This window comes from Bacillus cereus ATCC 14579, assembly GCF_000007825.1.
Classification (GTDB): Bacteria; Bacillota; Bacilli; order Bacillales; family Bacillaceae_G; genus Bacillus_A; species Bacillus_A cereus.
The window spans coordinates 1,823,147-1,843,337 of record NC_004722.1 but is presented as its reverse complement, the minus strand read 5'-3'; the positions used below and the strand labels follow the sequence as shown (position 1 = coordinate 1,843,337).

Here is a 20,191-nt window from a genome sequence, read left to right as displayed (position 1 = left end):
CATCCTCCTCAAAACATCCTTATTCAGTTCCTGGTGTAGCTACATCACCAGAAGGTGCACCTTCTGGTACTTTATTAAGCGTCCCTTTAGAAATTTTCCCGTTTAATTTTAAGCCGATAGAATACTTTGAGTACTCCTCATTTTCATGAGAAAGTTCCAAACTATTCAACATGTATGTTCCTGATTTAACTTTAAACTCAGAAGCGGTTGCACTACGTAGGTTAACTTCATGAATTCTTACTAAAACTTTATTAAGAATTGCTTCTTCTACATAATCAAGTCCCTCGTCACCTTCAGTACAAATCCCTTCAATACTAGCTGATTGTGTTACGTCACCGTAATCAGATCCACTCTTATCTTTCGTTTTTAACTCGATTTCTCCAGCCTCAATTGATCGTGAACCTGACGTTTGGTTAAAAAATCGAACTGTTTTTGTAGTTTTCCCATCAGGTTGCGGAATGTCAATCAAGTAAAGCGTTTCGGCACCTTTAAACTCAGGTGCATTACTTTTTTTTACTTCTGCCATTTTTGTTCCTCCTCTAATTTCTGATTGTTATAGTAATAAAACTCAAGTGTTTCGCTGTTAAAATCTCAACGTCTTTTTGAGACAGTGGTTCAAAATTCTTTACTTTTGCATTAAAAAAACCGATTCGTTCTGGATTCTTTTTACTTGTATCGAACAAGTCAATTGAACTCTTTTCGAATCGGTTAATTATTCTATCTTGCAAATCGTTCCTATCAAAAATTTTATCTGCATACACACCTACTTGTATCAGATGATTACGTGAAAAATTCTCCTTTGAATACCTGCTAATTGTTCCAGACAAATCCTCAATGGTAATGAAGGGTTTGTCTTTTCCTGATACAGAAACACCATCGTATATCCATGTAGTAGGCGCAAAAACATCCAACAACTTTTTTAATGAATACATTACATCATTCAACATAATTAATGCCCCTTCGCCACACGTTGAACAGTTTTGCTTATATCCTCAACAAATGGTTGCTCACCTTCAAATGCTGTTTTACGCATAAAACCTTTTTTGGTTTTGTGCGTAAATTCTTGTACGGCCGCGTAAATAAGAGGAGATCCATACGTACCAATAATTCTCGCACCGACTACCATCTTTACACTTGCAGGAATACTTTCAGATAAAGGACCGTGTAATATCGGTGCTCGATTAGAGGCTTGATTAGCTTGTAAGCGTGTATGTTTTTCTACCGTTTGCTCAATTGGTGTTTTGTATCTATTGGGATTATGTGCTTTTAACACATTTGATTTTCCTTTAACAACAACTCTGATTCTCATCAAATCACCCTCTTTACAATGACCTCACGACGGTTTACGCCACCAAGCCCCCGTTCATCGATAAGTTCGATAACGTAAAAAACACCTTTACGTTCAATTTTTTCAATGTTCTCTAAGTCCACATTAAGAGGAAATGTAACAAGCGCCTCTCCTTTTTTTACATCGAGATCAGCGAACTTCGTCTTTTCCACTGACGTAAATTTCTTCCAAACTAATTGAACATTTTCTTTTCGGGGTTCACCTTGGATTTCTTCTCCTGTAATTGGATCCTTTTCAGAAACACCTTTAATGTATAATGTCACCGGTTCCCTACGTCCTTGCTCAATCATTTCACGATTTTCGCGAATCTCTTTAATATCATCTTCAGTAAGCAATTGCTACACCTCCTCACTTATTAAGTAGTTCAGCCGTGACGAACATTGTGGATGTGGGCTTATTAATTGATTCATAAGACTTTCCGGAATATTTTTCGGATACTTCCCAGCTCCTAAACCGTATGCATCACGTCTAGCTAGCTTGTAACACATATGCTTTGAGTGGTATCTGTGGCGATGGCCATTATCAATAATTTGATAACCTGTCACAATTTCACTTTCTAATCCATTCTGTATAGTAGCTGCTCGGTACGTGTTAGTACTCTCAGAAATTGCTACACGCTCAACCTTCCATTTCTCATTGTCGTGTACTTCCTTTATCTTTTGAGAAATCATTGTAATGCTCTCGCCCTTTAATACAGATGGACGAATGACACTACTTAATCGATCTCTCATATCTCCAGATAAATTCCATACACGATCAGACAAAACTAAGCCATCTTCACCAGTTCTTTTTATAACCCCTTGAATAATTTGCTTATTTACCGCAGTTATAGATTTCACGTCCAAACCTGCCTCTGATAATTTTGACGTGGTCCACTTCGATGTGTTTTCAATCAATGTATGGAATGACCGCTCTGCTTGTTTACGAAATTCTTTTTCGTATAAAGTAAGGTCTCGTAATAACGCATTTAACCTACTACGCTTCACGATTCCATCCTTTTGATAGTCATTCAATAAATCAACTAAAAACAAACGTATTAGGATAATGGCCTTTACAGTATCAGAAACTTGTTTTTCGTGCTCCTCTTTAAATTCTTCGGAAATGGTATCGAGCGCCGCATCCATCTCTTGTTGAGAATCGCTCATGTAATCATCTCCCATCTGCCCGTTTAGCAAATGTTTGGTGAGTACCTTTTCCCCGTCGATATTTCCTGTACTTTTTAAGCGCGTCCGCTGATAACTTCTTATAGTTTGCAAAGATCATTGATTTATCAACCGATTCTTCGCCATCTGTATAAGAAAAATAGCGCGCCGCGTCTGCCGCAATCGATTCATAAGCAAATGACAGAGCAAGATAAAATACAGCATTTGCGTTTAATTCTTCGGTTAATTCTGACTCAGTTTCGGCTTCAGCTAGCCAATTTCCGATGTCTTCAGGAGTTACTTTTGGAACTTTTGCTAACCGACTCTCCAGCCTTTCCGACACCTTCATTTTGCGTCACCTCCGTCACTGTATTTTGTTAAGGCATCATGATTCCTGCAGCTTTTAATTTTGCAATAAGTGCATTTAAGTCTTTCACTACACCCGCTACGTCAGTCGCTGTACTATCTGGTTGTTTATCAACCTTTTTGGGTATTAGAGCTACTTTTTCTTCAAGACCTTTAATAATATTGCCAAGTGATGTGTCTTTCGCAATCGGCATCGATCTGTTTAAACGTTGTGCTTGATTTTCAGAAATAGACATGCATAAAACTCCTTTCAAAATACAAAAAAGGTAGCATACACGCTACCTTTTAAGCCATTGTTTTAGAGATATTTTCAAGAACAGCGATAGACTCTTTCGCATTCTTAACTTCAAATCCAAATTCCCCACGAATGACACGAGAGAAGTAGTCAGCACCATTTGGTGTAGCATCTTGATCATAAATTGGAGTTAAGTAACGTGCCTTTACTTTATCTGTATCAAGAAGTAACGCACGATCTTTAGGCATATTTAAATCAACTACCACACTAGAAATCGCTCCACCTGGTAAATCCGATACAAACGATAAGATTTGGTAACCTGCCGCAGTATCTTGACGCGTAGTACGAATTGTATCGCCACCAAGTTTTGTGATTTGTCGTGCGATATTCGGTCCACATAGAATCGTATTTGCTGAACCGCCTCGCGTAAACACTTGCTCTACAGCGTCATTCAGTGGTTTAGCCGCGATTTCGTTCCCTTTAAAATCTTGCTTATGAGAACCTTCAATACCTGTAAATGCAAATAAACCACCTGTAGTACGTGGTTGTGTCGGAGAACCGCCATTTCTACGACCATAAATTAAAGACGTGTTCGCTTCACGAATCATCTCTTGTAAACGCAGATTTACTTGATAATCTAATTCGTTTGATACGCCGTATGTATTCACTTGTTGTTGTGTACGTGAAACAGATGCGTATCTTGAAAAGATTTGTGAGAAGTTATGTGACACTAAACGGTCATTGATCTCATTCTTACGGAAAGCATCTTCACCTTCTGGTCTCGGTCTTGCGATGACTTTTAATTCACCACCAGCTGTAATTGCCTCCGCTTTCGTACTATCGTAACCACGTTGCACAGTGATTTTATCGGCATTTTCATCAACACTTACTACACGTAGCACTTCTAAGCCGTTTTGTACCAGAGCATTTTCAGTGAATTTACGAGCCTCGCCTTTTTCTAAAACTAGGTCCGTATCCCCAACAGCTGCGGCAGTTTTTACAATACCTGTATCAGAGTTTAAATAGTCGTTCTGCCATTCAAATTTAGTTTGTGTTAAAGCGTCTCCTACACCAATTAATCCGAAAAGAACAGGTGCTTTCGTAAGAATTAAATCCACATTCGCTTGCATTTGTCTTACTTGTTGTTGAAATTCGTACGTAGTTGGTACTGGCATATTTGTAGCCCCCTCAAATTTTAAAATTAAAAAATCGCTGACTTTTAATCAACGATCCGTTATTTCTTCGATTTCGCTTCTAACAACTTGTTATAAATACGTGTTACTTCTCCCGCATACTTTGAATCTTTTAACGCTTTTGTTTTTGCTTCTTCCAGTTCTTTTTCTAAAGCAAGAATTTCATTCGCTCTCGGATTTGTTCCTGGATTCGCGCCACCGGCTGCATCAGCTCCCACAACTTTCTTGAACATCCAAGGTTTGCTTTCCTTTAGCGCATTAACAGCCTCTTCAACTCCTTGATAATTTCCATTCTCATCAAGTTGAATGGTCGACTTATCTAAAAGCGCCAATACGTCACCTGGATCATTTGCATCTAAAGTACGTGCAATACTCTTAATTTCTGTATTTAGAATACGTGTATTTGCTTTTTCTTGCGCTTTTTGTGCTGCTTCGGAAGCTTCTAGTGCCTTTTTGTCAGCTTCTTCTTTTTCAGCCTGCAAACGTTCAATTTCCGTCATTTCTTGCTTTTTACGCTCTTCCTCAGCTTTTTCGTATTCTGCTAATTTCGCTTTCACATTATCGTAATCACCGTATTTCTCAGCGGATTTACCACGTTCACGTTCTAAGCGCTTCTTAACAATTTCATCTAGTTCTTCTTGCGTAAAAGTTTTTGACGGATCGTCAGGACCCCCAGGCTTTTTGTCCGGATCACCTCCAGGACCACCATCAGAGAAAAACTGTAGGTCTAATCGAAGTGGGAACTTAGGTGTTTTTTGTACTTGTCCTACAAAAAATTTTAATGCTGTAGCTTGTTTTGCGTATTCCATTTGCAAATCCTCCATTTTGAGCCTGTCGGCTATAATTTCCGAAAGTTTATAGCGCCATTTCGTAAGGCAAGTATTACTTTTCGTTATACGGATCCTGAGATTGTCTTTTCAACATCCGCTCTTGCATAATCTCCATGAACTTTTGTTCCGCATTTTCTTTACCACTTCTCGTAATTGCACCTTTAATTGATTCGATTTCGTTTGAAATTTCATCGCCTAACTGTTCGATAAGTGCTTTTTGATCTTGCGGTAACGGTAAACCGAAAATAATCTTACTAGCATAATAGTTATCTACTTTTGCTAACATTTCTTTATCGTATTTGAATTTGGAGTCATCCTCCCTAGCTTTCATATAACGTAAAATATACTCATTTAAGGTTTGTAGACGGGACTGCCATATCACCCATGAGCGTTGTGTTTTTGAAATGATATTACTAAACAAAAGCTGTACCGCCATGTCATTTATACCGCCCGTATTCATGTCCGCAGTGTTCACCATCGGTACCTCTGCTTTTTCATGTAGGCGTTTCTGCAACCGGTCCAGATATGCTTCAATAGTTTCTTTAAATCTAAATCCACTTTCTAGCTTTTTAGCACTTGGTTCACCGGTCTCTTCCGCACCGTCACCTAAATCCCATTTCGCACCTGGTGCAACTTGAAGTGGATTCTTAGGATCTTCATCTACATTCGTTAACAAAGTAATAGCAAACATCTCAAAACGTAACGCATCCGAGTAATCGGACATCTTTTTGTCAATTTCATCAGACAACTCAATCGTTTTCTCCAATTCACTATAACCTGTAGTACGTTTACTTAGTTTTTCAGTCGGTACAGGTACAACGGGAATAAAATCGATGCCCATTGATGAGCGCTCAACCCTATTCTCTTGCTTTTCTAAGTCACCGTTGTATACAGCCTCTTCAATTTCACAGTCGTACTCACCAGCTTCTTCATGCCAAACTAAGTAATACGATAACTTCCACATTTTCGTTTGTTCTTCATCAAGCCATGCAATAAAATGAATCTCTTCCAGCTGATCTATATCCCAGTCGCTATACTTTGCAATAACTTCTGTGGATGGATGCCAAATAATCTTAAATTCACCACGACGTTTATCATAGTGAATACGAGCATACACACCAGTTTTTGAAATAGCCCTGTCTTTTGCTGCTGCTAATAACTTCTCATGCATTCGATTGTCATCCCAAACCCATGTTAATAGCCTTTCTTTCGCTTTCGCTCTACTGTTTTCTGCTTGCTGCTCCTCACTAGGCTCGTATCCTGATTGAATCATAAGTGCCGGGTCGTCTATCACATCAGGAGGAACTGTGACTTTCGGTTCTTTTTCAAATTGCCACGCTGCAATCATGTTTACAATTTTTTGAGGATAATCAAGTTGTATTTTCGTAGGTTCATAGTCGAGATTTTCTGGTTTTTTATAATCAGACCATACGTTTAAGTCTCCTTCATAACGCTCATACAAACGAACCTCGGACATAATGCGTGTCCACTCAGAATCGCCGAGTGCGGTACGAACTGGCATTACAATTTCCACAGGATTCATAAAATTACGATCACCTTGTACTCTCATTCAAGCCCCTCCTTTCTCAATATCTTGAATTCCCTGTAGTTCCCGCTTTACGTCTTGCACGTTTATATGCAATAGAAAAAGCCATTTGAACTGCATCCGGACCGTCATCGTGTGGGTGCATCGGATACATTTCAAATTGCTCCAATAAAGCACGTAAATGTTTCATAAAACGTAATTTACCGCTCTGTATATCTGGTAATAACGACTCGATACGTAATGCCTTTCTCGTACGTTGCTTAATTTGTTTTAAGCGAGTCGATGACGGATACCCTTTCTTCTGCAACGCTTCCCCAACTTTCTCAGCAAACCACTCCTGTGCTTGTTGTGCCTCTACAGCAATTGATTCATATTGATATGCCAGCGTGTATTCTACAGCCTTTTCTAACAACGTATTTGGATGCACACGCTCCATAAAAATATCGATAATATAGCACGTTCCTGTTTCCACGTTTTTCGCAAGTGTAACTACTACGCTGTAGTCACCTTTTTCTTTTCCCATTGCGAAATCAACCGCACCGTAATACAAAAGTTTTTTGTCTTTTAAATCATCTTCAGTACAGTACGTGAAATATTTAGGTTTAAATATCTGTCTTTCCTCGTCAGTCGGGTTACATAGATACTCCTGGTTAAACGCTTTGGTACCGTCATCTTCTCTAATTTCCATCAAATCGATGTAAGGGAAATGTGATGGCCATAACGTTTTTGTACCACTTAACATCTCTTCTTTATTCTGTTCATAAAATTCGCGAGCACGATCTGCCGAGTCTGGATCATCGACCTGACGAATCTCACGCCATTCTTGCCATAAATCTTCACGCTCTGACCATTTTAGGATTGCCGGAAATGATCTCGATACGAAATCACGACGGTTTTTAATCACGTGATGCAACAAACTGTCGTAACAAACGATGGTACCCATATAGATACAGGCACCTTCTTGACGACTTAAACCTGGAAGCAATTCTTCCTTGAACCAGCGTTTGTTTTTGGCAATCAAGTCAACCGTCGCGGTATTTTCTTTACTCTCCAAATCATCCAAAATGTAGAGCTGAACCCTTTTTGAGCCGTGACGTAAACCACGTACCTGTGTCCCTATACCTTTTGCTTCGACTTTCGTGTTCGTTAACGTAACAAATTCTTTGTCGTTATCTACTTCATTTCGGCTTTTTTGCTCATAAAGTAAGATTCCGAAATCCTCGCGTAATTTTTCGTTATACTTTAACTGATCACGTGCCCAGGATATAAAGTCACCGGCTACATCAGATGTTTCAGAAATCAAAACAATATACTGCTTTAATCGATACACAACTTGATGACACAAATAACCATTACTCAGGTATGCGGTTTTCGCATGGCCACGACCTACACTCCAGGCTACTTTTTTCTTTTTCTCCCTACCTGTTGTGATGTCATCTAACAAGCCACATAAGGTTTCGTGAAATTCAGCCGCATCATCCATCGTTACTCCAGCTGGGATTAAGTTATCTGGATTCCCTGGATTCCCTTCTTCAGAGAAATACTCATACATGAAGTACAGCATGTCATGTTCTCCACGATGTACCCTTTTTAACTTTTCTAGCTCATCGATGTCAGCAAGTAGTGTATCCATATAATATTCTGTAGCCTCGCCAGTTTCGTACAACTCCTGTAATTTCTTTGCTCTTTCTGCTACAAGATTGATACGCTCCTGACGTTCTTGACGGGCTAACCATTTACCGTCTATATATGCCATGTAGCCCGCCCTCCTTTTACTCGCCTGTCAATTTTTTTAATTTCTGAAGCTGTTCTTCGATTTCCGCATTTGTACGAGTCGCATTTCCTAGATCACCCTCGATTACTTTCTTATCAGTCAGTAAACCGAATCGCTGCATATACAACTGCATGGCTTTTACACTCGGTTGCGGCCCTAAAATTAACTGCATTAACTTGCTGTACACCTGCTCGCGCTTCTCTGCAAGGAAACTGTCGGCCACTTCACTCTTGAATGCAATGAAGTCCTGGTTCTTAGTTCGCCACTCCCAAAGCGTTGTCCGATTTATGCCTAACTCGTTGGCCATTTCGTCTTGGGTTCTTTTTTCCTCGTTGTTCGATTCCATCAATTCGTTTTCTACAAGCAGGTACGCCGCTTGAATTTGTTTAGCCGTAAGTTTCTGCTTTAATTCGTCTAACTTCGCCATCATTTCGCTCCCCTTTCTTCCTGAAATAGAAAAAGGCAACCGATTTAGTATCGATTGCCTTGAAATTCGTATATTTTGTATAGCCCCCCGAGTTTAAAAATTCTGGCGGAACGTTACGAGCGCCTGCCAGCCCCTCACCAGATTTGACCTCCCCCGGGGGATTAAAACAAAACCAAATGTTTAATAATCTAAAATACCTATTTTGAATAAAGATGAATATCGTATTAATAATGACTGCCTATAACATTGGTTATGTAAACTGGATAGAAGCGGAATCCATTGATATCAATGATTCTTTCTTTTTTCAATACGTAATCAATATACAATTATTATACATCGTTGTTATATCAACGTTTGTAAGCCATATACACAGCTTCAATCACTTGAATTAATGCATAAGCTTCACTTTATTAACTAACTGAACATTGGATCATGACCCCCTGAGTTTCGAAGGGCCTTCTTCTCCAGGAGAGAGTGACTGGTGAAATTACCCTAAGGCTTCTCTTTCACGTTGCCTATAGTTCATAGTATGCAACATAGCTTCTCCTATTTCCTACCTACTATATATGCCACAGTCAGCTAAATCCAACGGACATAAAAATAGCCATGATACCCTCATCAAGGGCCTCATGGCTATGCGTATTATTTAGTACTGGAGTAGGACACAATTTCACCATCCTAACATAAATTGTACCTACTATGACCACATCTTGTCAAGCCTCGTACAACTTTTTTATTAAACTTCTTATGCCAACCATGTCACCGTTAATACTCATGTGTAATAAATCCACGGCTTGTCTACAACGTGTGTAATATACTTTCGCAGTAATATTCATAGTTCGTAACGTGTTCCTTCTAGGAATCTTGTACACATACCGAGCAAGCACTATATATTTCATGTTCTTCGGTAATTGTTTAATCGCCTGATCCAGCACAATCTTATTCAACCGTCCATCGCCTTTCCCGTCCAGTGCACCAGGTCCCGTAAAGCTAGGCGGTGCATCAGGGAACCGATCACCTACAGCCAGTGATTCGTAATTCTCCAGCCACAGTTGTATCGTCTTCTTCGAAACATAGCCATCAATTCTGGTCATCTCCGAACCTCCTGACTCAGAAAATCAAACCCCTAAAACAAACACCTTAAACCATTAATAGTATTACATACTATATAACTATTAACAAATAATACTATATATATAATATATAATTATTAGTTTTATATTTATATTATATATAAGGTATATTTTTTTAAGGGGGGGTTCTTTTTTATTTTGTTTTTCTTTTTTAAATACTGTAGTGTATTAGACCCCCTCCTAAAAACTTTTCTTTTATATATTTTGATTCTCGTGTTAACAGCTGTGAATCTCCGAATCTCGAAACACGTGCCACGTCGCTGTTGTCTCATACCCACGTAGCACCGACTTTCCAGCTAAGAGAAACTGTTCCTCAGTCACTTTCGTAATCAATCCTTCTCCGGCATATACATTGCCCTGCTCTGTCTCGATATTCACATCACGTAACTGGTTCGTGGCCACAAATTCACTTACCGCATAATCCACAACATGAAGACTCCAGCTGAGCTTACCCGTAACAACTCCTTCTTGTACCGTTACATACCCATCGTAAAACGGAACGTCCAGACCATCGATTTGTAAGTTACGAATTTCTTCAGACGTCATGTTCCTTGCTCCTTGCAGCCACACGTTCTACGAATCTCACTTGTTTCTCTCCTTTACCTCACTACTAAGAACATATATTCCCACTTTATTACTACCTGCATTCTCTAACGCGATAAGTGTCTCAACTGTATAATCACCTGTCGTAGAAGTATCAGAACTGTAGTAAAGCGTGACTTGTTTACCGTGAAGATCTTTCATATGGAACTCAGGAACCTCTGGAATCAGTTGATTTGTTACAGGCTCTAATTCCGTCATACCTTCCATACGATATTCGAGTGGTTCATCTAAATTAGAATCAATACTTGTAAATATGGCACGTCCCTGGCGTATACTTCCGTTTTCCTCTGTGATTTCTACTAAGACAGACACACGATTTTCTAAAGAATCAAAGAAATCCTTACGAGCATATGTGATGAAATCGATGTACCAAGTGTGGTCCTGTTTTTGGAAGATACCTTTCCCCTGTATAAACGTAGCAGCTGGCGGTTCATGCAATACAGGACTGTCGCACATAACTTTCTCCCCGTTAATTTTTAAAGTTTTAATCGGTGTTTCTTTTTTCATTATTTAGGAACCTCCAATGTTTTTACGTTTACCCCCAGTTGTTCCATTTCGAGAATCCAGCGCCATTTTATCCACGTTTCTCCGTAATCTTCTTCCCCATCTGTCTCATAAACATCAATTAGTAAATTACTGCCGTCCTTTGCTTTGACTGTGCATTTATATACAACCTGTCCATTATCATCATATAAAATGATAATCTTGTATTTTTATCCCTATTTCACAACAAATTCATTACTAAGGTCCATACACGTATTTTCACCTTCACTCCACACCTTTCTTTACTAAAAACTGCCTTGCACTATCCGTAAGCCTGTAATAATAAACATGATTATCATCTTTCGTGACTTGCTCCAGTAGTCCTAACTGAGAGAGTTGCCCCAGCCACGTATCGAACTGCGTGGCTGGGATTTCTCCTCCTGCCTGGTGCATCGCTCGTAAGATAGCTTCGGAACCTTTCACTCAATACCACGTGATTTTACGATTTCCAGTGCTTGTTGTTCCGTAAAACCTTCGGAAACAAGTGCATCGAAACGCGCCTTATATACTTTAGACATCTCACGCTGCATACGCATTTGCATTGGTAATGCCTTTACAAAGTTATCCAAAATCATTTCCAGTTCAATATTTGTATATTGCTTATTCGGTTCGCTCATTTTATCGCCCCTTCAAACGTGCTTCGAGTTCCGCTAATACCTGATCAACCCCTTCAGGACTTAGCACGAGTTTCCCGCCAGCTAGTTCAATATTTTCTTCTGAAACCTCTCCTGTAATTTGGCAAGAGTTATTAGGATTATATTTTTGTAGAATAATAGATTCACCATCTACGAAAATCTCCATTGGATCCTTTTCCTGAATACCTAATGTACGGCGTAATTCCATGGGAACCACAATTCTTCCTAATGGATCAATGTTACGAATAATACCTGTTGATTTCATTTTTCTTCATCTCCTTTTATCCAACTAGATTGAAGGTTTCGTTTCCCTTGTTCCACAAGAAGGTTAACTTCATATTTTTCCGCAGGGATTGGTACCATCTTTCGTGGTTCACTTTCTGTATCAATATGAACACCTGGTACATAAGTCAACGCTTCTGCTACAGCGTAACTACCATCTGGGTTCTTCTGCTGCGTCGTCACCTGCATCACGCAACCACCATCAACATTACAAACCTTAGTTGATTTCATCCAACCTTGTTCTTGAGAACTCGCTTTGCAAAGTAACGCGAACGTATCTCCATCACCATAAACTTGTAAGTCTGAAATGTTCTTTTTCGCACCACGTACTTCTGAAATATTCAAGTCTTTTTCTTTCATTTCTCTTCAGCTCCTATTCTTTTATCAATATTCAAACTTAATCGCAGAAACATGCTGCATATTCACAATTCCCGTAATACGCCCATCATCATCATCAAAAGTATCTATCGCATTTCCTTCCGTAAATAGCGCCCCTTCTAGCTTTTTGTATCCTTCAAAAATAAAATCTGCTTCCTCTACAGTGTGTACAGAACCGTCAATCGTTTTAATTACAGCTCTCATTTCTTCCGACTCCCTTTCCTTACTTTTTAATTGTTTCTATAACACTTGCTAAACCAAAAAATATTACACAGATAAACCACGTTGTCCAAATCGGATATTCGTATACAAGTTCCATCCAACCACTCCTAGTCTTTATTAATAAGAATCACAGCCGGACCCTCAACCGTAATACCGGCTACTTCAATCTTTTCATGGGGACTTACTTGCACCGTTGTGACACCTGCACGTGTTTCCAGCTCTTCACTTAAATTTTTTGTAGGTATATTCTTCACCTTTACTCACCATCCAAAATAACACTGTATTCATCATTAGCTACGTAAAAATTACCGAATGCATCTCGCTCAGGGAATCCATTTTTCGTTGCCTGTACTATCTTGAGTTTCGCATTACATTTATGACATTTCGTGAATTTGTTCTCCTCGTACTCGTATTGATTCCCACGATTTCCACACATGCAGCACTCATAGCGTGTACGATATCTCGGTGTACCCTCATCGTCATATTTAATACCTGTTTTCCAATGAATCGGATCCGTTTCTTCTTTTTTCGTAATCTTTGCTATCTCTTCCATAGGGAACGAGCTACGATTTACGTCTACGATTGGCAGTTTACGCGTCTGCTTATCCGTGGTCATCTTAACAGCCGATTCCTGAATCTGTTCATGCGCAACACCTAGATCTACAGCCTTATGAACCTCCGCTTTTGCCATTGCAACACCTAATGCCGATACATCCACTTCCGGTGGGTGTTGATTAATAGTTTCTACAAGTTCTGCTGCTGTGTTGATAAAGGAAAGTTCATCTGTTTCTTTTTTAAATCTTAGAGTGGCAGGATCCGTATCAGAGTCATAAAATTCTACATTTGTTTTTTCTGGACATTTAAGTAATAAATACTGATACCCTACAAAACTGGAGATACCACCACGAATATTGTTCTTAATAAAGTCGAAGAAGACTGTAGTTAGTGCATTTACATTCACTTCTTTATTTAAACGATCCAGTCCATATTCATACAGCATTGCGTGGATCGCTTCATGAAGTACGTTTTTCATTTGCCCTTCATGCTTCGCTACATTGTCCGAAATCTTGATTTGTTGTTCGTGATACGTTACTTCAGCAATTCTTACTTCTCCGTTTTCTTTTTCATCAATCCAGCCTTTTACAACTTCCACTTCGTACGGAACACTACCAATCATCAACTGCTTAGGTATACTCATATAACTTTGTCCCCCTTTAGTTTGGTAAATTATTTTCAATCTCCGTCCGCAATATATCTCGTAACCACTTAAACTCTAAATCTTTTTTATCGATTTTCGCTTGAATCACCTTTGCCTGTTCCTTCGTATAACATGTACGGAAACCTTTGTATAAATTTGAAATTTCTTTCTGCAGCTGCCTCATTTCACGATTCGAATAATAACTTATAAATTCCGTTTTACAACTAGGACAAATGAAATAGTGCTTGTCCACACGGTTCGATAATCGTGCTGTGAGCATCTGGACACGAAACATGTGCTCACATACTTCACATTTCGCTTTTACGGGTTTCATAGTATTGGATACACCTCTCTACCTTGCAATCTAGGCAATTCTGATAAAGCGTCTATATCAACTAGTACCACTTTTCCTTTAGGCATATGTGAGTTCATTTTAAGATTATCTGGGATAAATCCCAGTGCTTTTACAACTCTTTTATATGTTTCTTCATCCGCAAATCCAACCATGTTCATTTATTGAACCTCCTCTAATCTCGAAACCAATAGATATTAGGGGATAACAAGTCTACTCGTAATCCATTTTCATAATCAGAATAATCATCGTGATCCCAATGGGCAGGGGCTTTGAATACAGGAATACCGTCTGGTTCAATCCACAATTCATTCTCTTCATTAATTCTTATTATTTTAGCTGGTTGATTCTCATACCAAATCTTTCGTCCAATAGCTTTTTCTTTCCAATTTCTCTCCGATAACCAAAGTGGACACTCTTCTAATAGTTTCACTAAAATATACTGTGCCTTTGCTAATCCGTAATCCATGTAACGTGCAGGAATGCTGTAAAATTTCTTGCCATTTCGTGTTATCCAGCAGATACCGTTACATTCGACTGACGTTTCATCCCACTTTGTTTTTGTATAATTAGAACGATCAAATACTATACCCCAGGTTGGTGCATCACCGTTAAACTCAATCAAGTTTTTATAAGTAGGTTTCTTTCCTGCTGGACATGCCCAATAACAATTCTCTGAGAATTTACCGCCAAGGGTATGATTGTACCCATCAATGCGATACACGTCATATGGAACACCATTTACTTCTAAGTCCCAGCCGATAGGCCTTCTTACTTGTGATAAATCTGTTGTTTCATCGATTAATTTAATACGCGCCATTACTCATAGCCCCTCCACTAAATACGTTTTCTTGTCTTGCTAAATAGCTTTTCGCTTCATCATAAAGCCGACCAGTTGGAACAAAATTGAAACCATAAATTTTAAAAAACGCATCATTAGACATCTGAAAAAAGTCTTTTGCTAAATCCCATTGATGATGGCCATTATATTCACCGTATTTTATACGTCTGAGCGATTCATTTACAGTTATTGGTGCGCCTGCCTGCGCTCGAATACCGTTCATAAAACCTGTACTGATTAATTGCCCAACTTCCGCTGTATCTTTTGGTAATTCACTTTCTATTCCTTTTAAGCTCTCAAGTACTTGATCTAGTACCTTTGTATCACCTATAATTCCGCGGTTATTTTCAATGTGCCAAACGATGTTTCCAAGCTTTTTCTTCAGACTCATGTTTACCAGTCCTTTCTACTGAAATGAAATTTTCATTTATTTTTCTTTCGTTCCCCAATCTTCTTGTAAATATCTGCTATTACAATTCCTGCTCGTGTTAAGTCCGCATCGTTTTGTATCAATTGATTTTTGTTTAATATAGCCAACTGCGATTTAGATACTAGTATTAAATTGTCTTGTTGAAAGTTACGCCGATTACCATCACCAAAGATAATTACGTATCCCTTAGGTATTGGTCCATTTTCTTCTTCCCATAGCAATCGATGTTTTGCTCTCCACTTATTCGGATCCGCGATTTTAACATCTACGTAACCATCCCCATTTACTCTTTCACTACCAACAGGTTTGTAATTATGCGGTTTCTGACCTTTTTGAAATTGCGTCTGTATTCCACCGGCACAAATTCCTTTTGCCCCTTTATTCCATGAATCTTGCCCTTTCGTAAACCTAGTATCAATTCCACTGTTTAAACCATTATTTTTTATATAAGCCGTGATTTGATTTAGTCCTAAGTTTAGATTGAAATGCTCATTAAACATTTCGCATAATTCTTTACGTGTACGACCTTTTATGTTCTTTGTTAAAAAGAGTTTCTGTTCTTCTGTATAAAAATGCTTCATCTTTACCCTTCCAGCATCTTTGGTTTTTTTGCGTTTGCATCTAGTAAATCGTCATACACTTTTTGTGCTTTTAAGACCAGAGCGCCATTTTCAATAATTTGCGACGCTACATCGGTAACTGCACGTGCTCTACCGATTTCTTCAATTAACTTATCACCTTTTAATTCCTCGTCGCTTAAACGTTCTAGCTGCGCAAACAAGTGGTTATTTAAGTCACCTAATGTATTCCTCATCCCTTATCTCCTCCTTAGCTACTCAAATAGCGTATTTGTTCAAATTTATTTATCTTTGTTTCCATACACTAACTTTTCATAGCATGAGTCACAGTAATTATCGCCAGATTCTGTTGATACTCCACGTTCAATCGTTTTATCGCAAACCTCACATAATACATCCCAATTTTCACGTTCTCTCATGATTTTTGGTTTGTTGTCTCCGTTTTTAACAAGTATCTTTTCAAAACACTCTTTGCATATGCCGTTATGATTACCGTATTTTCCGCATTGGCTACATTTTAAATCCATACCCTCTACCTCCTGCCAAATAAGGATTTTGTTCTATTTCACGCCTTTTCCAAAACACTTACTACATTGTGCTTTTTCACCAGTATCACGAATCGAATAATTATAAATAGATTTAAACTTAATATCAGGTACCGTTATAAAAACAAATCCTTTACCACCACACGCCTTACACTTTCTTGCTGCCATCCATCATCACCTCACTCTCTATTAAAATAAGAATTTTGTCTTAATCTTGCAGTTCTATGTCTACACTTGCTAACGCACCCTTACAAATTGCCATCGGCGCTGTTTCAGCAAATACCATTTTTACTCCACCAGGAACAAATACATGAACTTGATATTTTGGTTTTAAATCTGTTTTCGTTACTTTTACGTCATACTCCAACTTCTCGACTACTTGCCATGCAGACTCTATATTTTGGCTGTATAAAGGAATACCAAGCCTATATCGACCGTCCTTAATGATGTTGTCATCTTTAATTTCATAACCAAATATTTTACTAGCGATTAATTTGTTAATATCTCTTGGTTTCAATTCAACCCGCTCCTTTTCTACCGAATAACTATTTTGTTAAAAACCTTTCACCTTTTAACTGGACAAGCATATGTTATTGTATGGAGGCATCCACTCATAGAAATCTACCTTTCTTGTCCAAGAGCACATATATTGTGCTCTTTTTATGCCCAAATAACGATTTTATTTAGTTTTTCAATACCTTTAGATTGTCATAGCCATTACCAATCAATTCAAACTCATTCTGATCTTCAACCAAATGCGGCGGCAATAATCTAGAAAATTCTTCAGTCTTAATTGCTAAGATAGAGACTAACCAACCAATAGTGCCTTCAATTACTTCTGTACCTTTAATTTCTGCTCGACTACAATCCGTATATATTACCCTCGTCCACCTTACAGCATCACCAAAATAAATATTTTTTCCGTTTTTATCTATTAAACCTGTACATTGTTTCGGTTCAGAACACATATTCCATCCATCGCTTTCTTCATCTAAAATCCACCAATTTCCTTCTTTATCTTTCGATACACATTCACTATAAATCCACTGTTCTCCATCATGGGCCTTGAACTTAATCTCTTTCATTTTCATTCTCCTCACCATTATAAAATTCGAATATTAAATTGAAATACATATCAATTTAGTGCTATAATTCGAGAGATCGATAATTACATTCACCGATCAACCTCATGTAATTTTAATAAAAGTTCTCGAGATTCAGCCCCTAACAGCGCACCGTTAGGGGCTGAATTCTTTCCAAATAAAGATTTTATTTAAGTTTTTCTAGATTTTCTCCAACCTTAATGCTTAATTCACAAATTATTTCCATCGCTTCTTCAGCTGTTATTTCCTTCTTTAAATATTTAATGTTCGTCTTAGCAACAAACTCCATATATTCTAGATAATTAATCATCTTCAGATTTTTAGTTTCTATAGGCAGCGTGCAAATCTACCTCCCCCTCAAATAACAATTTTGTTTAGTTTTCTTTTATGTCATAACCAACTATTTCAGCGTCATCAAAATCCAAGTCTGTTTCTTCTATTTTCCGCACTTTCAAACCAGGTATTTCTTTTTGCAACAAATGTACAACATCATCTGCACAATCCGAACGACTTTCTACACGGGCAATTATGATATTCATCTGATTTTCAGATACATGCTCTGGCAAGATAAAATCATAAGATATTTTTCTTTTAATTCTTTCTTCTACTGTGATTTCTACTTTTCTCATTTTCCATCTCTCCTTATTTAATAAAATTCAAATTTGATCTCTATCAAAATCTTCAATACCATGTAAAGTTTACGTAAAGATTGCTACGACTCGGCCTGTCCACCCCAGAAACGTTATATAATGAATTTGCAAACACATGGTTTGCGAACAAGTACCTTTCTGTACGACATAACTCTTTTGCTAGGAGAAATCCTAGCCTTTTTTATTTGAAATCTAAAACACAAGATTCTCAGGCTTTATCACCATTTTTGCTCTGAATCGATACCCCTTACTTTCTAAGTAACCAACAAGTGTTAACGCACTTTTCCCAAACCTTTCTGCAATTGCATCTACCGTATAACCTTTTTCAAATAGGTCTAAACTAATTCGTATTTCATTTTCTGTATAAGATGCTTGGCTTTCTACAGGTCTCTCGAAGATCCCAAGCTCCTCCAGTTTTTTCTTTATTGCACTTTCTGTTCGCTGGAGACGTTTCGCGATATACAAATACGTATAACAATTCGCTTTGACCATACTTTTTAGTAATAATTCATCTTGTTTAGTCCAAGGCTCTCTCTCTTTTTTCCTTCTATACACATCCGCGTCACGTTTCTCTTTCATCCATTCTGGTTCAGGTCCTAAAATCCCATATTCAACCTTTGAAAAATCAACTACCTGCTTATGTCGTTTTAACCAACCCCAAAAGTCCTTATAGTAAACAACCTTTATTTTTTGAGCTTTTGCAAATAACTTTAGTCTTATAGGAAATGCGAATCTTTCATACCACGATTCGATTGTTTTATAACTTACTTGTAATACATCTGCTAGTTGGAGCACTGTAAGCCCATTGAAATGTAACCGTGGATCGCTTAACCCTATACGATTTGCTTTTAGTTTTATGGCATTTACAGTGCGATCTAACTTCTTCGCAATACTTTTAATGCTGTATGTCCCCCAGGAATCCTCCAGATACGCTATTTCTTCTTTTGTCCAAAGAATAACTTTCCCCACTATTTCGCCTCCTTTTAATATCCGGATGCCTGACGATCATGATTGATTTTATTTTTTTCGATATATGCGTTGTAAATTTCAATAGCCGAAAATCCAAGCGCTGCACCTAAGTAAGCCAAGTCATTCATCAAGGTCATGTAATGTGCTGCAGTCCATAATTTGTTTTCATATAAATCGTTAAACACATCGATAATTTCTGTTTTTGTATTTCCTTTGTTATTACGCACTACAAAGGCATCGATATATTTTATTCCATTCACGTTCTAATCCAATCGATAAAGCAAAGTGAAGTGCATCAACAAATTCGTCTAATAACGGATTGTAGTACACCTTATCTTCTTCCATCATTTGCCCCTTGTTACGTACACCTTTTGTAATCGGCTTGTTATTTTCGCTCCAAAACTTATGACCACGCCACACATGAAGTAACTCACTTAACTCGTCACGAAATGATAATTTCTTTTCTTGAAACAAAGACACGTTTTGCAAACTACGTTTTTCCGCAATCTTGTTATCAAGATCTTTTTGAAGATGGAATAAATGAATGATATTCATTGTTTTGCACGCTCCCCTTTTTTAAACAAATCTATAAAACTTCTCACCATTCTTTCTACACTGGCACCAGTTAAGGAATTAACAAAGGGTGCAGTTTCTGCGAATTTTAAAGAGTCCTTTTCAGGTATTCCCGCACAAATCAACTTTTCTTTTACGGCTTCAATAATTTTCACTCTTTTCTCGTTCTTACTATTGAACTGAGCCTCCACGACCTTTACAGCCTCATCCTTATAGCAATCATGCTTTTCCATGTAGTAATACACTTCTTTCCAAAACTCGTTGTCTTTCACCACAGACATCTCAATCGCTCCCT

General features: G+C 38.1%; 38 protein-coding genes. All 38 read right to left on the bottom strand.

The genetic code is table 11. The annotated features are described in order from the left end of the window. Window positions 1–19: 19 nt before the first annotated feature. The 38 genes from BC_RS09465 to BC_RS09300 all read right to left on the bottom strand — a co-directional run bounded on the left by BC_RS09465 (window position 20) and on the right by BC_RS09300 (window position 20,177). Entirely contained in the window at window positions 20–526 is a 507-nt protein-coding gene (locus BC_RS09465) for a phage major tail protein, TP901-1 family (protein ID WP_000852562.1), read from the bottom strand. A 13-nt stretch (window positions 527–539) separates the two neighbouring features. Then, window positions 540–947, bottom strand: coding sequence for a hypothetical protein (locus tag BC_RS09460; protein ID WP_000930921.1), 408 nt, complete (start codon window positions 945–947; stop codon window positions 540–542). Between the two features lie 2 nt (window positions 948–949). Further along, window positions 950–1,309, bottom strand: coding sequence for a hypothetical protein (locus BC_RS09455; RefSeq protein ID WP_001222697.1), 360 nt, complete (start codon window positions 1,307–1,309; stop codon window positions 950–952). Beyond that, window positions 1,309–1,683, bottom strand: coding sequence for a hypothetical protein (locus tag BC_RS09450; protein ID WP_000954647.1), 375 nt, complete (start codon window positions 1,681–1,683; stop codon window positions 1,309–1,311). Before BC_RS09450 ends, BC_RS09455 begins: the two co-directional genes overlap by 1 nt. A 3-nt stretch (window positions 1,684–1,686) precedes the next feature. Next, the gene (locus BC_RS09445; RefSeq protein ID WP_001285264.1) at window positions 1,687–2,493 is read right to left on the bottom strand and encodes a hypothetical protein; all 807 of its coding nucleotides are present in this window, start codon (window positions 2,491–2,493) and stop codon (window positions 1,687–1,689) included. Window positions 2,494–2,497: 4 nt separating this feature from the next. Continuing rightward, a complete protein-coding gene (locus BC_RS09440; RefSeq protein ID WP_000868476.1) occupies window positions 2,498–2,839 on the bottom strand; it encodes a hypothetical protein in 342 nt (113 codons plus the stop codon). Window positions 2,840–2,867: 28 nt separating this feature from the next. After that, a complete protein-coding gene (locus tag BC_RS09435) occupies window positions 2,868–3,092 on the bottom strand; it encodes a head fiber protein (protein WP_000027968.1) in 225 nt (74 codons plus the stop codon). Between the two features lie 49 nt (window positions 3,093–3,141). Then, window positions 3,142–4,266 (bottom strand): SU10 major capsid protein, encoded by a 1,125-nt coding sequence (locus tag BC_RS09430; RefSeq protein ID WP_001145076.1) that lies wholly within the window; start codon window positions 4,264–4,266, stop codon window positions 3,142–3,144. A gap of 59 nt (window positions 4,267–4,325) precedes the next feature. Next, on the bottom strand, window positions 4,326–5,093 hold the full coding sequence (locus BC_RS09425; protein ID WP_000455457.1) for a phage scaffolding protein: 768 nt from the start codon (window positions 5,091–5,093) through the stop codon (window positions 4,326–4,328). 73 nt (window positions 5,094–5,166) lie between these two features. After that, window positions 5,167–6,684, bottom strand: coding sequence for a phage portal protein (locus BC_RS09420; protein ID WP_001265884.1), 1,518 nt, complete (start codon window positions 6,682–6,684; stop codon window positions 5,167–5,169). Between the two features lie 16 nt (window positions 6,685–6,700). After that, window positions 6,701–8,416, bottom strand: coding sequence for a phage terminase large subunit (gene terL / locus BC_RS09415; RefSeq protein ID WP_000323343.1), 1,716 nt, complete (start codon window positions 8,414–8,416; stop codon window positions 6,701–6,703). A 16-nt stretch (window positions 8,417–8,432) separates the two neighbouring features. Then, on the bottom strand, window positions 8,433–8,861 hold the full coding sequence (locus BC_RS09410; protein ID WP_001086032.1) for a phBC6A51 family helix-turn-helix protein: 429 nt from the start codon (window positions 8,859–8,861) through the stop codon (window positions 8,433–8,435). A gap of 713 nt (window positions 8,862–9,574) precedes the next feature. Next, complete coding sequence (locus BC_RS09405; protein WP_000196739.1) at window positions 9,575–9,955, bottom strand: hypothetical protein; 381 nt, start codon at window positions 9,953–9,955, stop codon at window positions 9,575–9,577. Between the two features lie 255 nt (window positions 9,956–10,210). Then, window positions 10,211–10,540, bottom strand: coding sequence for a hypothetical protein (locus BC_RS09400; RefSeq protein ID WP_000200016.1), 330 nt, complete (start codon window positions 10,538–10,540; stop codon window positions 10,211–10,213). A 36-nt stretch (window positions 10,541–10,576) separates the two neighbouring features. Beyond that, window positions 10,577–11,104, bottom strand: coding sequence for a hypothetical protein (locus BC_RS09395; protein ID WP_000712433.1), 528 nt, complete (start codon window positions 11,102–11,104; stop codon window positions 10,577–10,579). Between the two features lie 261 nt (window positions 11,105–11,365). After that, window positions 11,366–11,533, bottom strand: a complete 168-nt coding sequence (locus BC_RS27630; RefSeq protein ID WP_011110017.1) for a hypothetical protein — start codon at window positions 11,531–11,533, stop codon at window positions 11,366–11,368. A gap of 26 nt (window positions 11,534–11,559) precedes the next feature. Next, on the bottom strand, window positions 11,560–11,757 hold the full coding sequence (locus BC_RS09390; protein WP_001294615.1) for a hypothetical protein: 198 nt from the start codon (window positions 11,755–11,757) through the stop codon (window positions 11,560–11,562). A gap of 1 nt (window position 11,758) precedes the next feature. After that, entirely contained in the window at window positions 11,759–12,040 is a 282-nt protein-coding gene (locus BC_RS09385; RefSeq protein ID WP_000843022.1) for an AbrB/MazE/SpoVT family DNA-binding domain-containing protein, read from the bottom strand. Continuing rightward, window positions 12,037–12,417, bottom strand: a complete 381-nt coding sequence (locus tag BC_RS09380) for a hypothetical protein (RefSeq protein ID WP_000659529.1) — start codon at window positions 12,415–12,417, stop codon at window positions 12,037–12,039. The genes BC_RS09385 and BC_RS09380 overlap by 4 nt, the downstream gene beginning before the upstream one ends. Window positions 12,418–12,441: 24 nt before the next feature. Further along, the gene (locus tag BC_RS09375) at window positions 12,442–12,639 is read right to left on the bottom strand and encodes a hypothetical protein (protein ID WP_001202994.1); all 198 of its coding nucleotides are present in this window, start codon (window positions 12,637–12,639) and stop codon (window positions 12,442–12,444) included. A 125-nt stretch (window positions 12,640–12,764) separates the two neighbouring features. Next, a complete protein-coding gene (locus BC_RS09370) occupies window positions 12,765–12,911 on the bottom strand; it encodes a BC1881 family protein (RefSeq protein ID WP_000790090.1) in 147 nt (48 codons plus the stop codon). Window positions 12,912–12,913: 2 nt separating this feature from the next. After that, entirely contained in the window at window positions 12,914–13,855 is a 942-nt protein-coding gene (locus BC_RS09365; protein ID WP_000026878.1) for a hypothetical protein, read from the bottom strand. Window positions 13,856–13,871: 16 nt separating this feature from the next. Further along, complete coding sequence (locus BC_RS09360) at window positions 13,872–14,189, bottom strand: transglycosylase (protein ID WP_000805619.1); 318 nt, start codon at window positions 14,187–14,189, stop codon at window positions 13,872–13,874. Beyond that, window positions 14,186–14,368: a hypothetical protein gene (locus BC_RS09355; RefSeq protein ID WP_001057582.1), complete on the bottom strand. Its 183-nt coding sequence runs from the start codon at window positions 14,366–14,368 to the stop codon at window positions 14,186–14,188. The genes BC_RS09360 and BC_RS09355 overlap by 4 nt, the downstream gene beginning before the upstream one ends. 14 nt (window positions 14,369–14,382) lie before the next feature. Further along, window positions 14,383–15,027, bottom strand: coding sequence for a hypothetical protein (locus BC_RS09350; protein WP_000101076.1), 645 nt, complete (start codon window positions 15,025–15,027; stop codon window positions 14,383–14,385). After that, a complete protein-coding gene (locus tag BC_RS09345; RefSeq protein ID WP_000053746.1) occupies window positions 15,014–15,439 on the bottom strand; it encodes a hypothetical protein in 426 nt (141 codons plus the stop codon). Before BC_RS09345 ends, BC_RS09350 begins: the two co-directional genes overlap by 14 nt. 32 nt (window positions 15,440–15,471) lie before the next feature. Beyond that, the gene (locus tag BC_RS09340; RefSeq protein ID WP_000680282.1) at window positions 15,472–16,059 is read right to left on the bottom strand and encodes an HNH endonuclease signature motif containing protein; all 588 of its coding nucleotides are present in this window, start codon (window positions 16,057–16,059) and stop codon (window positions 15,472–15,474) included. Between the two features lie 2 nt (window positions 16,060–16,061). Next, window positions 16,062–16,292, bottom strand: coding sequence for a hypothetical protein (locus BC_RS09335; protein ID WP_001246457.1), 231 nt, complete (start codon window positions 16,290–16,292; stop codon window positions 16,062–16,064). Between the two features lie 45 nt (window positions 16,293–16,337). Further along, on the bottom strand, window positions 16,338–16,583 hold the full coding sequence (locus BC_RS09330; protein WP_000364356.1) for a hypothetical protein: 246 nt from the start codon (window positions 16,581–16,583) through the stop codon (window positions 16,338–16,340). Window positions 16,584–16,616: 33 nt separating this feature from the next. Continuing rightward, the gene (locus BC_RS27625; protein ID WP_000741276.1) at window positions 16,617–16,769 is read right to left on the bottom strand and encodes a hypothetical protein; all 153 of its coding nucleotides are present in this window, start codon (window positions 16,767–16,769) and stop codon (window positions 16,617–16,619) included. 40 nt (window positions 16,770–16,809) lie between these two features. Continuing rightward, the gene (locus BC_RS09325) at window positions 16,810–17,118 is read right to left on the bottom strand and encodes a BC1872 family protein (RefSeq protein ID WP_000804493.1); all 309 of its coding nucleotides are present in this window, start codon (window positions 17,116–17,118) and stop codon (window positions 16,810–16,812) included. A gap of 166 nt (window positions 17,119–17,284) precedes the next feature. After that, a complete protein-coding gene (locus tag BC_RS09320) occupies window positions 17,285–17,686 on the bottom strand; it encodes a YopX family protein (RefSeq protein ID WP_000658753.1) in 402 nt (133 codons plus the stop codon). Window positions 17,687–17,870: 184 nt separating this feature from the next. Further along, the gene (locus tag BC_RS28195; protein ID WP_002195393.1) at window positions 17,871–17,993 is read right to left on the bottom strand and encodes a hypothetical protein; all 123 of its coding nucleotides are present in this window, start codon (window positions 17,991–17,993) and stop codon (window positions 17,871–17,873) included. A gap of 85 nt (window positions 17,994–18,078) precedes the next feature. After that, window positions 18,079–18,333, bottom strand: a complete 255-nt coding sequence (locus BC_RS09315; protein WP_001233224.1) for a hypothetical protein — start codon at window positions 18,331–18,333, stop codon at window positions 18,079–18,081. A gap of 213 nt (window positions 18,334–18,546) precedes the next feature. Then, window positions 18,547–19,323 carry a hypothetical protein gene (locus tag BC_RS09310; protein ID WP_000521059.1) on the bottom strand — a complete coding sequence of 259 codons (777 nt, stop codon included), beginning with the start codon at window positions 19,321–19,323 and terminating at the stop codon, window positions 18,547–18,549. A gap of 14 nt (window positions 19,324–19,337) precedes the next feature. After that, a complete protein-coding gene (locus BC_RS28410; protein ID WP_033685087.1) occupies window positions 19,338–19,550 on the bottom strand; it encodes a dUTP diphosphatase in 213 nt (70 codons plus the stop codon). Then, the gene (locus BC_RS28405) at window positions 19,543–19,878 is read right to left on the bottom strand and encodes a dUTPase (RefSeq protein WP_011110016.1); all 336 of its coding nucleotides are present in this window, start codon (window positions 19,876–19,878) and stop codon (window positions 19,543–19,545) included. Before BC_RS28405 ends, BC_RS28410 begins: the two co-directional genes overlap by 8 nt. Then, entirely contained in the window at window positions 19,875–20,177 is a 303-nt protein-coding gene (locus BC_RS09300) for a hypothetical protein (RefSeq protein ID WP_000117787.1), read from the bottom strand. The genes BC_RS28405 and BC_RS09300 overlap by 4 nt, the downstream gene beginning before the upstream one ends. Window positions 20,178–20,191: the final 14 nt, after the last annotated feature.

What these genes read in the sequence shown, in the direction of transcription:
- BC_RS09465 (WP_000852562.1), bottom strand. Translation starts at nt 526, where the DNA reads ATGGCAGAAGTAAAAAAAAGTAATGCACCTGAGTTTAAAGGTGCCGAA.
- BC_RS09460 (WP_000930921.1), bottom strand. Translation starts at nt 947, where the DNA reads ATGTTGAATGATGTAATGTATTCATTAAAAAAGTTGTTGGATGTTTTT.
- BC_RS09455 (WP_001222697.1), bottom strand. Translation starts at nt 1,309, where the DNA reads ATGAGAATCAGAGTTGTTGTTAAAGGAAAATCAAATGTGTTAAAAGCA.
- BC_RS09445 (WP_001285264.1), bottom strand. Translation starts at nt 2,493, where the DNA reads ATGAGCGATTCTCAACAAGAGATGGATGCGGCGCTCGATACCATTTCC.
- BC_RS09440 (WP_000868476.1), bottom strand. Translation starts at nt 2,839, where the DNA reads ATGAAGGTGTCGGAAAGGCTGGAGAGTCGGTTAGCAAAAGTTCCAAAA.
- BC_RS09435 (WP_000027968.1), bottom strand. Translation starts at nt 3,092, where the DNA reads ATGTCTATTTCTGAAAATCAAGCACAACGTTTAAACAGATCGATGCCG.
- BC_RS09430 (WP_001145076.1), bottom strand. Translation starts at nt 4,266, where the DNA reads ATGCCAGTACCAACTACGTACGAATTTCAACAACAAGTAAGACAAATG.
- BC_RS09425 (WP_000455457.1), bottom strand. Translation starts at nt 5,093, where the DNA reads ATGGAATACGCAAAACAAGCTACAGCATTAAAATTTTTTGTAGGACAA.
- BC_RS09420 (WP_001265884.1), bottom strand. Translation starts at nt 6,684, where the DNA reads ATGAGAGTACAAGGTGATCGTAATTTTATGAATCCTGTGGAAATTGTA.
- terL (WP_000323343.1), bottom strand. Translation starts at nt 8,416, where the DNA reads ATGGCATATATAGACGGTAAATGGTTAGCCCGTCAAGAACGTCAGGAG.
- BC_RS09410 (WP_001086032.1), bottom strand. Translation starts at nt 8,861, where the DNA reads ATGGCGAAGTTAGACGAATTAAAGCAGAAACTTACGGCTAAACAAATT.
- BC_RS09405 (WP_000196739.1), bottom strand. Translation starts at nt 9,955, where the DNA reads ATGACCAGAATTGATGGCTATGTTTCGAAGAAGACGATACAACTGTGG.
- BC_RS09400 (WP_000200016.1), bottom strand. Translation starts at nt 10,540, where the DNA reads ATGACGTCTGAAGAAATTCGTAACTTACAAATCGATGGTCTGGACGTT.
- BC_RS09395 (WP_000712433.1), bottom strand. Translation starts at nt 11,104, where the DNA reads ATGAAAAAAGAAACACCGATTAAAACTTTAAAAATTAACGGGGAGAAA.
- BC_RS27630 (WP_011110017.1), bottom strand. Translation starts at nt 11,533, where the DNA reads ATGCACCAGGCAGGAGGAGAAATCCCAGCCACGCAGTTCGATACGTGG.
- BC_RS09390 (WP_001294615.1), bottom strand. Translation starts at nt 11,757, where the DNA reads ATGAGCGAACCGAATAAGCAATATACAAATATTGAACTGGAAATGATT.
- BC_RS09385 (WP_000843022.1), bottom strand. Translation starts at nt 12,040, where the DNA reads ATGAAATCAACAGGTATTATTCGTAACATTGATCCATTAGGAAGAATT.
- BC_RS09380 (WP_000659529.1), bottom strand. Translation starts at nt 12,417, where the DNA reads ATGAAAGAAAAAGACTTGAATATTTCAGAAGTACGTGGTGCGAAAAAG.
- BC_RS09375 (WP_001202994.1), bottom strand. Translation starts at nt 12,639, where the DNA reads ATGAGAGCTGTAATTAAAACGATTGACGGTTCTGTACACACTGTAGAG.
- BC_RS09365 (WP_000026878.1), bottom strand. Translation starts at nt 13,855, where the DNA reads ATGAGTATACCTAAGCAGTTGATGATTGGTAGTGTTCCGTACGAAGTG.
- BC_RS09360 (WP_000805619.1), bottom strand. Translation starts at nt 14,189, where the DNA reads ATGAAACCCGTAAAAGCGAAATGTGAAGTATGTGAGCACATGTTTCGT.
- BC_RS09355 (WP_001057582.1), bottom strand. Translation starts at nt 14,368, where the DNA reads ATGAACATGGTTGGATTTGCGGATGAAGAAACATATAAAAGAGTTGTA.
- BC_RS09350 (WP_000101076.1), bottom strand. Translation starts at nt 15,027, where the DNA reads ATGGCGCGTATTAAATTAATCGATGAAACAACAGATTTATCACAAGTA.
- BC_RS09345 (WP_000053746.1), bottom strand. Translation starts at nt 15,439, where the DNA reads ATGAGTCTGAAGAAAAAGCTTGGAAACATCGTTTGGCACATTGAAAAT.
- BC_RS09340 (WP_000680282.1), bottom strand. Translation starts at nt 16,059, where the DNA reads ATGAAGCATTTTTATACAGAAGAACAGAAACTCTTTTTAACAAAGAAC.
- BC_RS09335 (WP_001246457.1), bottom strand. Translation starts at nt 16,292, where the DNA reads ATGAGGAATACATTAGGTGACTTAAATAACCACTTGTTTGCGCAGCTA.
- BC_RS09330 (WP_000364356.1), bottom strand. Translation starts at nt 16,583, where the DNA reads ATGGATTTAAAATGTAGCCAATGCGGAAAATACGGTAATCATAACGGC.
- BC_RS27625 (WP_000741276.1), bottom strand. Translation starts at nt 16,769, where the DNA reads ATGGCAGCAAGAAAGTGTAAGGCGTGTGGTGGTAAAGGATTTGTTTTT.
- BC_RS09320 (WP_000658753.1), bottom strand. Translation starts at nt 17,686, where the DNA reads ATGAAAGAGATTAAGTTCAAGGCCCATGATGGAGAACAGTGGATTTAT.
- BC_RS28195 (WP_002195393.1), bottom strand. Translation starts at nt 17,993, where the DNA reads ATGGAGTTTGTTGCTAAGACGAACATTAAATATTTAAAGAAGGAAATA.
- BC_RS09315 (WP_001233224.1), bottom strand. Translation starts at nt 18,333, where the DNA reads ATGAGAAAAGTAGAAATCACAGTAGAAGAAAGAATTAAAAGAAAAATA.
- BC_RS28405 (WP_011110016.1), bottom strand. Translation starts at nt 19,878, where the DNA reads ATGAATATCATTCATTTATTCCATCTTCAAAAAGATCTTGATAACAAG.
- BC_RS09300 (WP_000117787.1), bottom strand. Translation starts at nt 20,177, where the DNA reads ATGTCTGTGGTGAAAGACAACGAGTTTTGGAAAGAAGTGTATTACTAC.